The sequence below is a fragment of the Streptococcus sp. 2018WUSS126 genome (assembly GCF_044427425.1).
GTDB lineage: Bacteria > Bacillota > Bacilli > Lactobacillales > Streptococcaceae > Streptococcus > Streptococcus hashimotonensis.
Genome location: NZ_JAOTGB010000007.1, coordinates 25,993 through 41,482, shown reverse-complemented (window position 1 = coordinate 41,482; position 15,490 = coordinate 25,993). Strand labels below are relative to the sequence as shown.

13 protein-coding genes are annotated in these 15,490 nt (G+C 40.6%); 1 reads left to right on the top strand and 12 read right to left on the bottom strand.

Annotation, left to right across the window (positions count from 1 at the left end; all coding sequences use genetic code 11):
* Positions 1–126: 126 nt before the first annotated feature.
* On the top strand, positions 127–2,463 hold the full coding sequence (locus tag ODU34_RS03795; protein WP_205014587.1) for a cation-translocating P-type ATPase: 2,337 nt from the start codon (positions 127–129) through the stop codon (positions 2,461–2,463).
* A 29-nt stretch (positions 2,464–2,492) separates the two neighbouring features.
* On the opposite strand, the gene ODU34_RS03790 is transcribed toward ODU34_RS03795, so the two are convergent.
* From ODU34_RS03790 to yycF, 12 genes are all read right to left on the bottom strand, one after another.
* Positions 2,493–3,191: a TIGR02206 family membrane protein gene (locus ODU34_RS03790; RefSeq protein WP_105179016.1), complete on the bottom strand. Its 699-nt coding sequence runs from the start codon at positions 3,189–3,191 to the stop codon at positions 2,493–2,495.
* 160 nt (positions 3,192–3,351) lie between these two features.
* Positions 3,352–3,948 (bottom strand): NAD(P)H-dependent oxidoreductase, encoded by a 597-nt coding sequence (locus ODU34_RS03785; protein ID WP_105179015.1) that lies wholly within the window; start codon positions 3,946–3,948, stop codon positions 3,352–3,354.
* A gap of 94 nt (positions 3,949–4,042) precedes the next feature.
* Positions 4,043–4,582: a Crp/Fnr family transcriptional regulator gene (locus ODU34_RS03780; RefSeq protein ID WP_161498328.1), complete on the bottom strand. Its 540-nt coding sequence runs from the start codon at positions 4,580–4,582 to the stop codon at positions 4,043–4,045.
* Positions 4,583–4,593: 11 nt separating this feature from the next.
* Positions 4,594–5,955: a UDP-N-acetylmuramoyl-tripeptide--D-alanyl-D-alanine ligase gene (gene murF, locus ODU34_RS03775; RefSeq protein ID WP_105179013.1), complete on the bottom strand. Its 1,362-nt coding sequence runs from the start codon at positions 5,953–5,955 to the stop codon at positions 4,594–4,596.
* Between the two features lie 341 nt (positions 5,956–6,296).
* The gene (locus ODU34_RS03770) at positions 6,297–6,677 is read right to left on the bottom strand and encodes an OsmC family protein (RefSeq protein WP_105179036.1); all 381 of its coding nucleotides are present in this window, start codon (positions 6,675–6,677) and stop codon (positions 6,297–6,299) included.
* A gap of 101 nt (positions 6,678–6,778) precedes the next feature.
* Positions 6,779–7,825 (bottom strand): D-alanine--D-alanine ligase, encoded by a 1,047-nt coding sequence (locus ODU34_RS03765; protein WP_105179012.1) that lies wholly within the window; start codon positions 7,823–7,825, stop codon positions 6,779–6,781.
* Between the two features lie 104 nt (positions 7,826–7,929).
* On the bottom strand, positions 7,930–8,526 hold the full coding sequence (gene recR / locus ODU34_RS03760; RefSeq protein ID WP_105121818.1) for a recombination mediator RecR: 597 nt from the start codon (positions 8,524–8,526) through the stop codon (positions 7,930–7,932).
* Positions 8,527–8,535: 9 nt separating this feature from the next.
* Complete coding sequence (pbp2b, locus tag ODU34_RS03755) at positions 8,536–10,611, bottom strand: penicillin-binding protein PBP2B (protein WP_136646830.1); 2,076 nt, start codon at positions 10,609–10,611, stop codon at positions 8,536–8,538.
* Between the two features lie 91 nt (positions 10,612–10,702).
* On the bottom strand, positions 10,703–12,088 hold the full coding sequence (gene vga(F), locus ODU34_RS03750) for an ABC-F type ribosomal protection protein Vga(F) (RefSeq protein ID WP_032497549.1): 1,386 nt from the start codon (positions 12,086–12,088) through the stop codon (positions 10,703–10,705).
* A 355-nt stretch (positions 12,089–12,443) separates the two neighbouring features.
* Positions 12,444–13,247 (bottom strand): MBL fold metallo-hydrolase, encoded by an 804-nt coding sequence (locus tag ODU34_RS03745; RefSeq protein ID WP_024407014.1) that lies wholly within the window; start codon positions 13,245–13,247, stop codon positions 12,444–12,446.
* A gap of 6 nt (positions 13,248–13,253) precedes the next feature.
* On the bottom strand, positions 13,254–14,603 hold the full coding sequence (gene vicK / locus ODU34_RS03740; RefSeq protein WP_105095421.1) for a cell wall metabolism sensor histidine kinase VicK: 1,350 nt from the start codon (positions 14,601–14,603) through the stop codon (positions 13,254–13,256).
* A complete protein-coding gene (gene yycF / locus ODU34_RS03735; RefSeq protein ID WP_105179009.1) occupies positions 14,596–15,300 on the bottom strand; it encodes a response regulator YycF in 705 nt (234 codons plus the stop codon). Before yycF ends, vicK begins: the two co-directional genes overlap by 8 nt.
* Positions 15,301–15,490 lie beyond the last annotated feature (190 nt).

Genomic DNA, 15,490 nt, shown 5'->3' with positions numbered 1-15,490 from the left:
TATCGGAAATAAGGGAATTTTTCAAACTATTGAAGAATAGGTCTACAGACCTATACTGTTGTATTATAAATATGTTACAATAAGTATGAGATGTATTCTATATACTAGAAAAAGAAAGATAAAATAATGAACAAAAAAATAAAAGGTTTATCAACCAAGGAAGTACAAGAACGTATTCAAAACCAGCAAACCAATCATTTTAAGACAAAGACCAGTGCCAGTAATTGGGAAATCTTCAGACGAAATGTGTTTACATCTTTTAACGCACTCAATTTTGCCATTTTCTTAGCCTTACTAGCTGTTCAGGCATGGTCCAACCTTTTCTTCTTCGGAGTCATTGTCCTCAACGCTGTTTCAGGAATGCTGACAGAATGGCGGGCACGACGAATGATTGACAAACTCAACCTGATGAACAAGGATTTTATCCGAGTTGTTCGTGACGGCGAGACAATCTCTATTGCACCAGAAGATATTGTCTTAGATGATGTTCTCTTGCTGTCTGCTGGCGAACAAGTTCCTAGTGATGCTATCGTTTTAGAAGGTATAGCCGAGGCAAACGAGGCCATGTTAACCGGTGAAAGCGACTTGATTGTGAAAAATAATGGGGCTGAATTATTGTCTGGTAGCTATCTAGTTAGCGGACAGATTTATGCAAAAGTCATCCATGTTGGCGCAGAAAACTATGCCAATAAACTCATGCTTGAGGCGAAAACTCACAAACCTATCGTCTCTCGTATTCTTTACAATATGGATAAAATTGCTAAGTTTACAGGAAAAATTATCATTCCATTCGGGCTCGCTCTTTTTCTAGAAGCCTTTTTCATCAAACTTCTTCCCTTAAAAGACTCAGTTATTACCAGCTCTACTGCCCTACTAGGTATGTTACCAAAGGGAATTGCTCTGCTAACCATCACTTCTCTCTTAACTGCCGTTATCAAGCTGGGAATGAAAAATGTCCTCGTACAAGAAATGTATTCCGTCGAAACACTTGCCCGAGTTGATGTTCTTTGTTTGGATAAGACCGGAACGATTACTCAGGGGAAAATGACCGTCGAAAACCTGCTCCCCTTAACCAACCATTATTCACTTGACACTATCCAACAGATACTCGCTACCTATATCCAGACAAGTGAGGATACTAATTCAACAGCTCAGGCCATTCGAAAAGAATATGGTGATTTAGAGCACCACTATAAAGCTAGTCACATCATTCCATTTTCTAGTGATAGAAAATGGGGAGCAATGACAATAGAAAACATTGGTCACATTTTTCTAGGGGCACCAGAAATGCTACTAACACAAAATCCTCCTTCTGTTTCTGAGGCACAGGCTCGTGGTTCCCGTGTCCTGATTCTTGCGCTTAGCCAACAGTCCCTTCCTTCTTCTCAAAATCAGCTACCTGAGAATATTGAACCTCTAGCTCTATTAGAAATTGCCGACCCAATCCGAGAAGACGCCGCAGAAACACTAGCCTATCTTCGCTCGCAAGAAGTGACACTAAAAATAATCTCTGGTGACAATCCCGTGACTGTCTCACACATTGCTAAGGAAGCTGGATTTGCTGACTACGATAGCTATATCGATTGTTCCAAAGTTGACGACGAAGAACTAATTGCCAGAGCTGAAACAACCGCCATTTTCGGTCGCGTATCCCCACATCAGAAAAAATTGCTCATCCAAACCCTCAAAGCACAGGGACATACTACTGCAATGACCGGTGACGGGGTCAATGATATTCTCGCACTACGCGAAGCTGATTGTTCCATTGTTATGGCAGAAGGCGATCCCGCTACCAGACAAATCGCTAATCTAGTCCTCCTAGATTCTGAATTTCGAGATATTCCTGAGATTCTCTTTGAGGGACGACGCGTTGTTAATAACATCTCCCACATTGCACCCATCTTTCTTATCAAAACAATTTACTCTTTCTTACTTGGCCTTATCTGTATCGCTAGTATCGCCCTAGGTAAAGCAGAATATTTGTTAGTTTTCCCATTTATTCAGATACAAATGACTCTCATTGGTCAATTTGTTGAAGGTTTTCCTCCTTTTATCCTAACTTTTGAACGAAATATCCGCCCCGTAGAAAAACATTTTCTCAGAAAATCTCTTCTCTTAGCCCTACCAAATGCTCTCATGGTTGTTCTCAGTGTCCTTATTTTCCATTTAATGCAAGTCTTTGGATACTTAAACTTGCATGACATGCAAACCCTCTCTTATTATGTTCTTGGTTCAACAGGTCTACTGGCTGTCATTCGTGCCTGTTTGCCACTGTCAAAAGCTCGACTGGCTCTTATTATTTATTCCGTTTTCGGTTTCTTCATCAGCTCCCATTTCCTACATGGTCTGATTGAAATTCACCCCCTAAACAGTCACACATTGCCAATCTATTCTGGATTAATGCTTATTTTTATCCCTGTCTTTTTCTGGATTAGCTACAAACAAGGCGCGTTTAAACGCTAAAAATAAGACTTGAAAGCAATTTTCAAGTCTTATTTTTTCAGTATCTGCGAATCCATTTGTCTGCTTTCTTTTTTCAAATAAGTAATCACCATAGCTTGTATACTCAAAATAGAGAAACAGAGCAGACAGGTTACCAAGAAGAAATTCAAAGGAAGATTATTAGTATTCACTAAAGGTGCCTGTCTCAAAAATCCATAATTTCCGCCAGTTAAAAGAGCTACTCCTAGAATCAGCATATTCATAATAAGCGTATATTTCGCCACCTCTTTTCCTTTCAACATCTCCCCTTCTAAATCAGATAACAGGTACAACATACAATTAACAGTCAAGGCGTAGTGGCCAATAACAAAAGTAAAGAAGGTTAGATGCGGGAAAGCAAATGGATCAAATACCGGATGAATAAAGGCCGAAAGCGATCCGAAAAGACCGAGATAAGCAAAATAACGTTTCAGAGGTCCGGGCTTAGCCCAAAGAATAAAGAGCATAGCCAAGCGACAGTGATAAAAAGGAAGACTCTCAGAAATAGAAAAATCAGCCATAATATACCAAGTATAGAGGGAGACAATCTGTATAAATTGAAGCCACCAAAAAACAGTATGAAACCATCTCTTTTGGTAACAACGAAAACAAAGATAGAGCATGAAAAACCAAATAATCATGAGAAACAGATGTTCCAATACGTCCAAGTTCGGTGCTTCAGAAATCTGATTACTAAAAAAATCACTCATCTTATTAAATTCCTTTCTTTCCCCAGGAATCAGTATATCAACTTTTCGGTATTTTGACAAGACTTGCTAAAAAAGAGAGGTCTCACCTCTCTACTTTTCTATTGCTTCCACCACTTTTCCAAGAATCATAGAGTTGGAGCCTTTGAAGAGGATTGACTTATCACTGTTGAATACGTTGATAAATCCGTTTTTCAATCTGCTCTAGCCAAGATTTTCTTTTCCTATCATCAACCATTTTTACCATGTTATAACTCATCCATTTCACATCTTTGTAGCCTGTCTTCTGAAATGTTCCCTTGATTAACGCATTTTTGATAGCATTCCCATAAATTAGTTGATACAAAAATTTAGGAGTATTCATAGTTGTGATTATGGTGATAGTTTTTAGCTTCTCGTGACGTGCCTGCATACTATAGCTATTTGCTTTATAGTCGTAAAATGCTCCTGGAAAAATAACTTTGTCAATGAAGCCTTTCATCATCGCTGGCATCAACTCCCACCAGATTGGAAAAATCAAGATGAGATGATCTGATTCTCCGATATGCTTTGAATAGGTTTGGGCTTGTGGATCAACCTGCTGATGTTTCACAAATCCGAGCAAATCTTCACTAGTCATCACAGGATTAAACTTTTCTGCATCTAAATCAATAACCTGCACTTGACTACCCGCCTTTTGAGCACCAGCTATACTGGCTTCTAAAATAGCGTGATTATATGATTTTTCATAGGGATGGTTATAGACAATTGTTGTTTTCATTGAAATTTCTCCTCTGTTTTTTTTATTGTTCCTTGTTTATCATTCAAGGTACAACCAGTATATTACAATCTAAAAAGACCGACATTAACAAATGTTAAGTCAGTCGTTTTTTTATTCTAGAAAGTGATACAGGAGTTATTCCTAGGTAAGAAGATAAATAAATATCTGGAACTCTCCATAACAGGTCAGATTTTTCTTGAACCAATTCTAAAAATCGTTGCTCAGGTGAGTTTTTTATTCGTGACAGAAAAAGATGGTTGTATTTAATCATTTTCTGACTTAAAAGTATTGTCAACGAGCGATAATACTCTGGGTGTTCTAGTAAAAATGTTTCAAATAGTTGCCGATTTAGGCAAGAAACCACAGTATCTTCAATAGCTTGAAGACTGTAAATACTTTCTGTCTTCGTTAAAAAACTTTCAAGAGACGAAACCGAATCTCCCTCAAAGAAAAACTGAATAGTGATGTCTTTTCCGTCATGGTTATGCCACAGTCTCAACGCACCGGACTTTACAAGATAAATCATATGCGAGACTTGACCTTCATCTAAAAGATGGTCTTTTGCCTTTATTTCTTTATATATTAAATGTGGTTGAATATCTTCATGTTGAAACAATTCATCTAGGATTGACAATTCTATTTCTCCTATTTTTCTAACGCTTCCACCACTTTTCCAAGTTTCATAGAATTAGAGCCTTTAAAGAGGATTTGGTCCTCTTTCCCTAGACTTTCCCTAATCTGTTTTACCAGGTCTTCAAATTGATCCTGCTCTGCATTTTTCCTAAAGAAATAGACTTTTCCAATTGGGAACATCTGACTAGCCAACTGAGCCAGACCTTCAATATCCTGACCGTAGAAAATAACGGTGTCTAGCACATCAGGCGACAGGCTCAGAATCATTTGATTGTGGAGATTGACGGACTGGCTACCCAGTTCTTTCATGTCTGCCAAAACGGCGATTTTCTTGCCACCTTCATTGGCTGGAATGCTAGAGAAGGTTTCCAAAATCAATCGCATGGCCGTTGGGTTTGCGTTGTAGACATCGCTGAGAATATCTGCTCCGTTTGCTGACTTCTTCCACTCGGTGCGGTTGCGGGTCAAGTTAAGACTGGCTAGAGCTGACTTGATTGCCTCATCAGGCACACCCAAGGTCTTGCCCACATAGCTTGCTACCATGGCATTGGTGGCATTGTACTTGCCTGTTACTGGGAGGAAAATGTCGCCGTCCATAAAGTTGACGGTGAAGGTCAGGCTATCTTTTGACTCGACCAGACTGGTCACCTGCAAATCAGCCTGCTCACCGAAGCGAATGAGTTCTACATGGCTTGGCAAGAGCTTGTCCGCAATCGGATCTGCTGGGATCAGAAGCTTACTACCAGCTGTCATTCCGTCCGCAATCTGTAATTTTCCTTTGGCGATCTCTTCGCGTGAGCCGAAAAATTCCAGATGCGCTTCACCAAAAAGGGTAATAACTGATAGACTTGGTTTGGCAATTTCGGATAGGAGATGAATGTCTCCCAAGTGATCTTGGCCCATTTCCAAGACCAGTTTTTCTGTATTGTCAGGCATATGGAGGACGGTGTAAGGCAGACCAATTTCGTTGTTGTAGTTGCCTTGTGTCTTATAAGTTTTGTAAGTCGTCGCTAGAACATCGTGAATCATGTCCTTGGTGGTGGTTTTTCCGTTTGAGCCTGTCACGGCAATGACTTCTACCTCCGTTTTCTCTAAGTAGTAGGCCGCTAATGTTTGTAGCGCAGCCAAGCAGTCATCTACTAGGATGTGAGGAACATCAAGGCTGGCTTCCGAAAGGGTTACAGCGCAGCCATTTTCAAAAGCCACAGGAATAAAGTCATGACCGTCACGCGCTCCCTTAAGTGGAACAAAGAGGTCGCCAGTTGTGACGAGCCGGCTATCGAACTCGACCTTGTTGAGTGCTGTATCAGGATAAAGACTAATATCATTTTTTGCGCCCAAGATCTGAGCGACTTCATGTAGGGTTAATTTCATTGTTTTCTCCAATAAACTAAAAAGGGAGCGGGAAAGAACTCAAACATTCAAAGAAGAGTTCGTCTTCACGCCCCCGCACAGCTCAAACTGTCTGGGAGACAGTTTGAGGTTGGAAATAAAGCGAACACAGTTCGCATCAGTAGTTAGGTCAGATTTAGAGTGTGATACACGAACAAATCTGCCAATCAACCACTGCGCTGAGATGTTGACTCAAACTTTGAAAAGTGGACTGATTTATTTACCCAGTATCTTTCTATTATACCACTTTTTATCGAACTTGAGTGAGGACACCATCTTTCATCTCATAAACCTTGTCGCATTTCTTCAATTGCTAAAAACATCTACTCCACACTTTCTAAGACATAAAAACTTGTCTCAAACTTCAAGTCTTCCCTCAAAAGAGCTTTGACTTTACATTTCTTTTCCACATAGGCAAGAATCTCTTTCTGCTTTTGCGCTGAAACCGACTCTCCAATTCCAATCAACACTTCAAAACGCTGATTGTCCAAGCGACTCTCCACCTGAACAGGCATGGTTTTGTTGCCTTCTTGACTGGCATAATAGCCCTGCACACACATGGTGATACAGGCAGCTAAGCCAATATTAACTAGACTAACTGGAGTCTCCCCCTTCTCCGTCACCCCAAAGGTACGAACCGATTCGCCATAACCTTGAGAAACTGCCTGAAACAGACCTTCCCCTCTTACTGTCGTTTGATACATAAACACCTCCAGAACATGTTCCATTTTATTCCTTTTTGCAAACCTTTGCAAGAATGTGAACTAGAAAAAGATTGGAAATTTTCCAATCCTTTTCATTCTCATTAAATCAAATGACTTTCACGTTTTTCAAACATTTCCTTGGCCAAACGAACAAGCTCTTCAATCAAGTCTGGGTAAACAAGTCCCATATTATCCCAAAGGAGTGGATACATAGACCACTGAGTAAAGCCTGGCATGGTGTTGAGCTCATTCAGGAAGATGTCTCCGTCTTCAGTCAGGAAGAAATCACAGCGAGAAAGGCCACAACCACCGATAGCACGGAAGGCCTTGGCAGCATTGTCCCGCATGGTATCCATGATAGACTCATCAATCTTAGCTGGGATTTCCATTGTGATTTTGTTGTCGATGTATTTGGCATCGTAGTCATAAAAAGCAACGTCTTTGACTACTTCGCCAGGAAGTGTCGTTTTCACGTCAGCATTTCCCAAAAGACCAACCTCAATCTCACGCGCATTAACACCCTGCTCAACGAGGACACGGCTGTCATACTTGAAGGCCAAATCAAGCGCCTTACGCAAGCCAGCTAAATCCTCGGCTTTTGAGATACCGACACTTGATCCCATATTAGCTGGTTTTACAAAGACCGGATAAGTCAATTTTCCTTCAATCTCTGCAATCTTATCATCGATAGTTTCACCCTCGATAACTGCCACATAAGGTACTTGGGAGATTCCTGCTGATTCAAGAACACGCTTGGTAGTGATTTTGTCCATGGCAACGCTGGAAGACAATATATTAGTACCAACATACGGCATACGAAGCACTTCCAAGAAGCCTTGAATTGACCCGTCTTCTCCCATTGGTCCATGAAGAACAGGGAAAACGACTGCCTTTTCTTCATAAATATCGCTCGGACGGATTTTTTGCTCTTCAACAATTGTCGCGTTTGTCATGAGTTTTTCATCGGCAGACGGTGTTTGAGAAAACTCTTGCGTCTTTATAAAGTCCCCAGTTTGTGTGATGAAATAGGTTTTGACAAAAAATTTATCATAATTGATGGCACGCATGACGCTTTCGGCAGACAGAACGGATACCTCACGCTCTGCAGAACGCCCACCATATAGTAAAATCAAGGTTTCTTTTGACATATATTTTCCTTCCTGTATCAACGCTACTACTCTTAGTATAGCATAATTTAACAAATCATATCTATCCTATCTTAAAATTAGGAACGTATCTAACTACAGAGCAGCTATAGCTCTGTGCGGTTTTCAATAGCCCTCAACAGGGTCACTTCATCTGCATATTCAATATCACTGCCTACCGCTAAGCCACGAGCTAGTCGGGTTACTTTGATTCCCGCAGGTTTGAGGATACGTGAGATATACATAGATGTAGCCTCTCCATCTGCTGTTGCATTGGTCGCCACAATAACTTCTGTAACCTCATTATCCATTAGGCGAGTGAGGAGGGTTTTCAAATTAATATCATCTGGTCCGATACCATTCATGGGAGAAATCAAGCCATGCAAGACATGATAAAGACCGTGGTATTCTTGAATATTTTCCAAAGCTGTAACATCTCGACTATCCTCTACAATCAAAATAGTAGATTGGTCTCGCGTTGAGTCCTGGCAAATGGCACAGGGGTCCTGATCTGTCAGATTACCACAAACGGAGCAATAAGATAGGTCTCGCTTAGCTGCCAATAAATTTTTAGCAAATTCATTAACGACATCATCCTCCATGCCAATAGTATAAAAAGCTAAACGGGTAGCCGTTTTTATACCGATACCTGGCAATTTAGAATAGCTATCAATTAACTTGGCAATAGGTGTAGGGTAAAGCATAAGCCTCCTTTAGTTCATTGGGTGAAGTGATTGATATAAATTGATAATTTCTTGAGTAATTGTTTTAGTAGTTGTTGAACTTTGATTGGTCAAATTTGGTAGGACAACTGCTACCGCAATTTGAGGATTATCACTAGGCGCGTAGGCAACAACGTTGGTGTTGATCGCAGTAACCACATCTCCTGAAGCTGTTGTTGTATAGGTTTCGGCTGTACCAGTCTTGGCACTGATGGTCACGGTCGCACCACGACCGATAGCACTACCTGTATTAAAGCGCCCACCGCCATTGACAACTTGGTAGAAACCTTGACGAAGAAGAGACATATCCTCAGCGGAGATATTAACCTGATTCATCTCCTTACCAGATACGGTTTCAATTAATTCTCCCAAACCACCTTGGGCATTATTCCCATAAATTCCCTCAACGAGGTGAGGAGAAATCCGTGTCCCATTATTCGCAATGGTCGCTGCATACTGTGCCATCTGCATCGGTGTATAGTTATCAAACTGTCCAAAAGCGTTGGTAATAAAGTTGGCTGTCGTATACTTATCTGGTAAAAATCCTGTAGATTCGAGTGGAAGGTCAATACCTGTAGAAGCACCAAGACCATATTCTGCAAAAGTCGAACGAAGCTTAGTCATAGCGTTTTTCAATGTATCACCATCATTCAAATACATGTTAGCTGAGTAGGTCTGACCAAGTAGCCCCAAGGCAATTTTAACCATGTAGACGTTAGAAGAATATTCTAGAGCCTCTGTCGCATCAATATTAAAACTACCATAGGCCCCATACCAAGAGGTAATTGGAGCTGAACCTGCAAAATAGATTGGTTCATCTAATTGAACCTGATTACCACTGATAACTCCATTTTCCCAACCAGAGCTAATTGTCGCTCCTTTGACGATGGAACCTGGTGTAAAGACACTTGTAATCGTACCAAGAGCATCCTCCGTAATAGTACTTGAGCCTTTTTCGTGACTATATCCTGACATAGCAAGCACTGCACCTGTAGAAGGATTTAATGCAACTGCATAAACACCTTCCGAGTAAAGCGCACTACCAGTAGCTAGCTCACTTTCAAAGTATTTTTTCAAAATAGCATTGACCCCATCTTGAAAGGCTAAATCAATAGTCAGTTTAATATTATTTCCCTGCTGCCCTTCTTGGATTGTCTCAATACTTTCGATATTTCCATTTCTATCCAGGTTTATTTGTTTTTTCTCACGTTGACCTTGCAAGACTTCTTCATATTGTTTCTCGAGGTAGGCAGTTCCCACACGGTCATTTGAAGAGTAGCCCTTGGATAGATAATATTCTGCATCTTCTGCAGGCAAACCAGCCTGTTCACTCGTTACTGTACCGATAATGGAGCTGAGGGAAGTTGGTAAAATCGTCCGTTGCCAGTTATTGGTCGTTGAAATGCCTGGAAGTTGACTTTCATTGGCTACGATATGAGCAACCTGTTCAGAAGTCAGAGTATCCGTTACCAAATTAACAGTAGAGAAGTAAGTAGCACCATTCATCTGCTTGAACAGTTCAATCGCTTTATTGTCTTGCTCAGAATATTGTAATGCTTCGGCAGGGATACTATCAACTGCATTCGAATAAATTGTTGATTCGCTCAAGTAGTTACCATCGGAATCGTATTTTTTATCTTTTGGCAAGGCCTCGACTACCTGACGATAAACCTCTTCATCTGCCAAATAATAATCAGCCTTATCACGTTGAGTAATTGTTACGTCTGAAACATTGACCCACTGCAAGAGTTTATTAGCTACTTCTTTCATTTCCTGAGCAGACATCTTGTTGGGACGTGTGAAGGAGACAACCTGCTGAATCTCGTTTTCAACCAAAGGTTTTCCCTGTGCATCGTAAATCTGCCCACGGATAGAGCCATTGCTGATGATTTTCTGACTGGCAGTAGACAGCTTATTACTATAAAAATCATGATTGATGATCTGCATATCTGCCAGACGCAATATCAAAACTAGGAAAAGGAAAATCACGATAGAAAATAAAATATTTAAACGAAGGGAAATAAAATTTCCATCGTGTTCCAAAGGCTTGTTCTTTCTTTTTTTCACTTCAAAGACCTCATTCTAGAAATATCCTTCTTATTATACCACAGGCAAAAAATATTTTTTAGACAGAGCCTCCTTTTCAGAAAATATTTTCTTATGATTTCTTCACGAGACAAGCTTGCACTATCTCCCATTGACTGTGAACAGATGTTTCCACAAACTGTTGATCATGGGAAATCAAGAGGACACTTCCTTCATATTCTTTCAAGAATGTTTCCAAAGCCTCAATAGCTGCCATATCTAGAAAATTTGTCGGTTCATCTAATATCAAAAGATTTGCATCTGCCAACAATACCTTAGCTAAGGAGAGACGAACACGCTCACCACCAGACAGATTTGCTACCTTCTGCTGAGCCTTATCGTAAGAAAGTCCTAACATACCTAATAAATTGAGAATCGTCATCCTATCTTGAAGAGAGGTACAACTAACATTTTCAAAAGCAGTCTTTTCTTCATCAAGGTTTATCAAATCCTGTGCAAAATAAGCAATTTTTAACTTAGGGTTATAATAGCCTGCTAATTCTTTCCTTAATATTTTTTGGACAAAACTAGTCTTTCCAGAACCATTCGCCCCCACTAAGGCTAACTTCTCCCCAAACGTCATCCCTATCTGAGGGAAACCAAATAAATACTTTTCCCTAATCCAGAGCTGACCAGCCTGTAAGCGAAAGAGACTGTGAAGACTAGTATCCAAGGCACCTTTCGCTTCCATCTTTACCCACGTTTCCTTTCTAGGTTGTTCAACCTTGTCCAGACGCTCCATCCGTTTTTCCAAATGCTTGGCAGCCTTGGCCATAGACTTGGCTTGACTGTCATAGGATCCCATAAAAGCACTGACTTTCCACTCAGATGATGAAACACCTTTCTTTTTCTTCCCCATCTTCTGAGCCTTGACCTGACGCTCTTGTTGGGCTTTTTTTAGTTGAGCGACTTTTTTCTGATAGACTTCATAAGCCTCCTGCTGTCCTTCTCGCCTAGCCCGGCGACTTTCTACAAACGCCTCGTAATTCCCTGTATAGACCTGAATACTTCCTTCTTCTAAATGCCAAATGTGACTGGCTATTTGATTGAGAAAATGCCGATCATGACTGACAACCAGTAGACTGCCACGATAGCGTTTGATTTGTTTGATTAGCTTTTCCTGGTGTTCTTGATCCAGATTGGCAGTTGGTTCATCCATGATTAACAACTGTGGTCTTTGGGCAAAAGCCTCTTGAATAGACTTCCAAACCTGTTCCCCACCTGAAAGCGAGCTCCTTTCCTGTAACTGGGATACATAGGCCCAGTCTGCTTTTACCTCAATCTGACCAGCAAAATCCCTATCCAGTCCCAGTAAGATTTTCAAAAAAGTAGACTTGCCAACACCGTTATTTCCAACCAAACCAACCTTTTGACCAGCTTGAAGGCTCAACTGCTTGATTGTAAACAAACTGCGTCCCGCAAATTCCTTCTCTAATTGAATACATTTCATTACTTCCATATAGACCTCTTTTCTTCACAAAAAGAGCCCCTATTCTGCAAAATGAACACAGAAAAAAGCCATGTAAAACATGACCTCTCCTATGGAAAAGTCACACGAATAGTAAGCCCTTATGAGCAGTCTTATCCCTTGTGTAGTCATTTAGTTTATCTTCTATTACTTCGTTAACTCGCTTTGCCGTACTTCAGTACAGCCTGCAGCTCGTTGCCTAGTACTAAAAGCAAACTAAAAGACTAAATTATCAAATAATTGATTTTCAACAAGTTTTAAGAACGACTAATAAGTAGCTTAATTATTCATGTAACTTCACCTCACGTATTTTATATATTTATTCTAAACAAGTTAAATGAATTTGTCAAATCTTGGTCAAGGCAGTCGCTGTATCTGGCGATGTATCATAGACTTGGAAATCCACTCCAACTCCTAAATCAGCCTGTGCCAATTGATTAACCATGGTCATGTGAGCCAATTCCTTGATATTGTTTTCCTTTGACAAATGCCCTAGGTAAATCTTTTTGGTCCGATTTCCAAGTGAGCGAATCATGGCATCAGCTCCATCTTCATTACAAAGATGTCCCTTATCAGATAGAATCCGTTGCTTCAAATTCCATGAGTAAGAACCTGAGCGCAAAATTTCAATATCATGGTTCGATTCAATCAAATAAGCATCGGCATTTTCTACAATTCCAACCATGCGGTCACTGACATAGCCTGTATCCGTCAACATAACAAAGGATTTGTCATCCTTCATAAAACGGTAAAATTGCGGACATGCAGCATCGTGACTGACTCCAAAGGACTCAATGTCTAGGTCGCCAAAAGTCTTCATAGCACCCAATTCGAAGATATGTTTTTGAGCCACATCAATCTTGCCCAATTTGCTCTCCATAGCCTGCCAGGTCAATTCATTGGCATAAATGTCCATCCCATACTTACGTGCTAAAACACCGATACCATGGATGTGATCGCTATGTTCATGCGTTACCAGGATAGCATCAATATCCTCAGGCTTTCGGTCAATTTCCGCCAAAAGACTGGTAATCTTTTTCCCTGATAAGCCCGCATCCACTAAGATTTTCTTTTTATCTGTTTCCAGGTAAAAACAATTCCCGCTGGACCCCGAAGCTAAAATACTATAATTAAAACCTTTTCCGATCATATTCTCCTATTCTTCCTCATCTGAATCATCCCACTCATCTAGTGCGATGTCCTTGCTGTACGGCAAGACAATTGTAAACGTTGAGCCATGACCATATTCGCTTTTAGCCCAGATAAAGCCCTTATGTTGTTTCACGATTTCTTTTGCAATAGCTAAACCAAGACCTGTGCCACCTTGGGCACGAGAACGTGCCTTGTCCACACGATAGAATCGGTCAAAAATTCTAGGTAAATCTGCTTTCGGAATCCCCAGACCTTCGTCTGAGACGGATACAATCAACTGGCTATCTGTGGTCTTCATGCTGAAGGTAATTGTCCCGCCGTCTGGCGAATATTTAATGGCATTATTTAAGATATTATCCAAAACCTGAGTCATCTTATCTGTATCAATCTCAACCCAAATAGGACTGATTTGATAGTCACGAACAATCGTATAGACCTTATCAGAATCAGCATTTTTCATTTGGTCAAAACGGTTAAGAATAAAGGTCACAAAAGCAGTAAAGTTTATCAGTTCGACATCTATCTGACCAACCTGATTATCAATACGCGATAAGCTTAGGAGGTCTGTAATCATCCGCATCATGCGGTTGGTCTCATCTAAGGATACCTTAACAAAACTCGGTGCAACAGACTCCGTCAGCGCTCCCTCATCCAGAGCCTCTAGATAGGATTTGACGGAAGTCAATGGCGTACGCAATTCATGACTCACATTTGACACAAACAGCCTACGTTCCCGCTCTTCCTTGGCCTGCTCGGTCATATCATGCAAGACGACAACCAGGCCAGAAATTAGACCACTCTCACTACGAATCGTGGCAAAATTAGCGCGTAAAGTCAAAAATTCTTCGTTTTCATTGGTGTGATCAATCACAATCTCAGGTGTCTGAGCCAACAAATCTCTCAATGTATAACGGTCTGATAAATCTAAAACCTCTAGCAGGTGATACTGCTCCTGCTTTTGGCTAGAAAGCCCCAACTGTTTCTGGGCCATATCGTTAATCATGATGATCCGTCCGATACGGTCTGTAGCAATAACACCGTCACTCATATAGGACAGGATGGAAGACAGACGTGTCTTTTCTTGTTCTAAATTATCATGAGTTAAGCGGATGACCTCCGACAAATCATTAAGAGAATTCGCCATGTCTGTGATTTCAGGACTTCCCCTCATGTCTAACACATCTGCATAATTCCCCTCAATTAAGGCATTGACTTTTTGATTGAGTTGTTTAATTTGCTTATTATCCCGATAGTTTTCAATCAAAAGGACCGTCAGAGCAATTAGAAAGCCAATCAAAATGACAACAAACCAAAATTCTGCCGTGGTCATTAAATAACGTAATTGATTAATCATTTCCTTTTATAAAATATCCCACTCCGCGACGAGTAAGAATGTATTCTGGTCTGCTTGGTGTATCTTCAATTTTCTCACGCAGACGACGAATCGTTACATCCACCGTGCGGACATCACCAAAGTAATCATAACCCCAAACTGTTTCCAATAGATGTTCTCGAGTCATAACCTGACCTAAGTGTTTGGCCAAATGGTGGAGCAATTCAAACTCACGATGGGTCAGCTCCAGCTCTTTGCCATGCTTCTTAGCGACAAACGCATCAGGCAGAATGACCAAATCGCCAATCACCAACTCTGGAGTTCCTGTTGACTCAATATTTGTCTGCGTCTCTGCCAATTCACTACGACGAAGAAGAGCCTTAACACGCGCCTGCAATTCACGATTAGAGAAGGGCTTGGTCACATAATCATCCGCCCCGATTTCAAGCCCGATAACCTTATCAAATTCGCTATCTTTAGCAGATAACATCAAGATTGGAACATTGCTGGTCTTACGAATCATTCGAGCGACCTCTAGTCCGTCCAATTCTGGCAGCATCAAGTCCAAAATGACAATGTCAGGAAACTCAGCCTCAAATACTTCCAAGGCTTCACGTCCATCGAAAGCTGTCACAACTTCATATCCCTCACGCGTCATATTAAACTTAATAATATCTGAGATTGGTTTTTCATCATCTACAATTAATATTTTTTTCATTAGTATCTTACCTTTGCTTTATTTTTTCTATTATATCAAACTTACCTAAAAAATTCATATTTCAAAACCATCTGACACAGATATGTCATATTTTATTACATACAATACATTAAATTGTCAGAATTTACTTGACATTGTATATAGGCAATGCTAAGATGGGAATACCTAAAAAACACTATGCAAGGAGAAT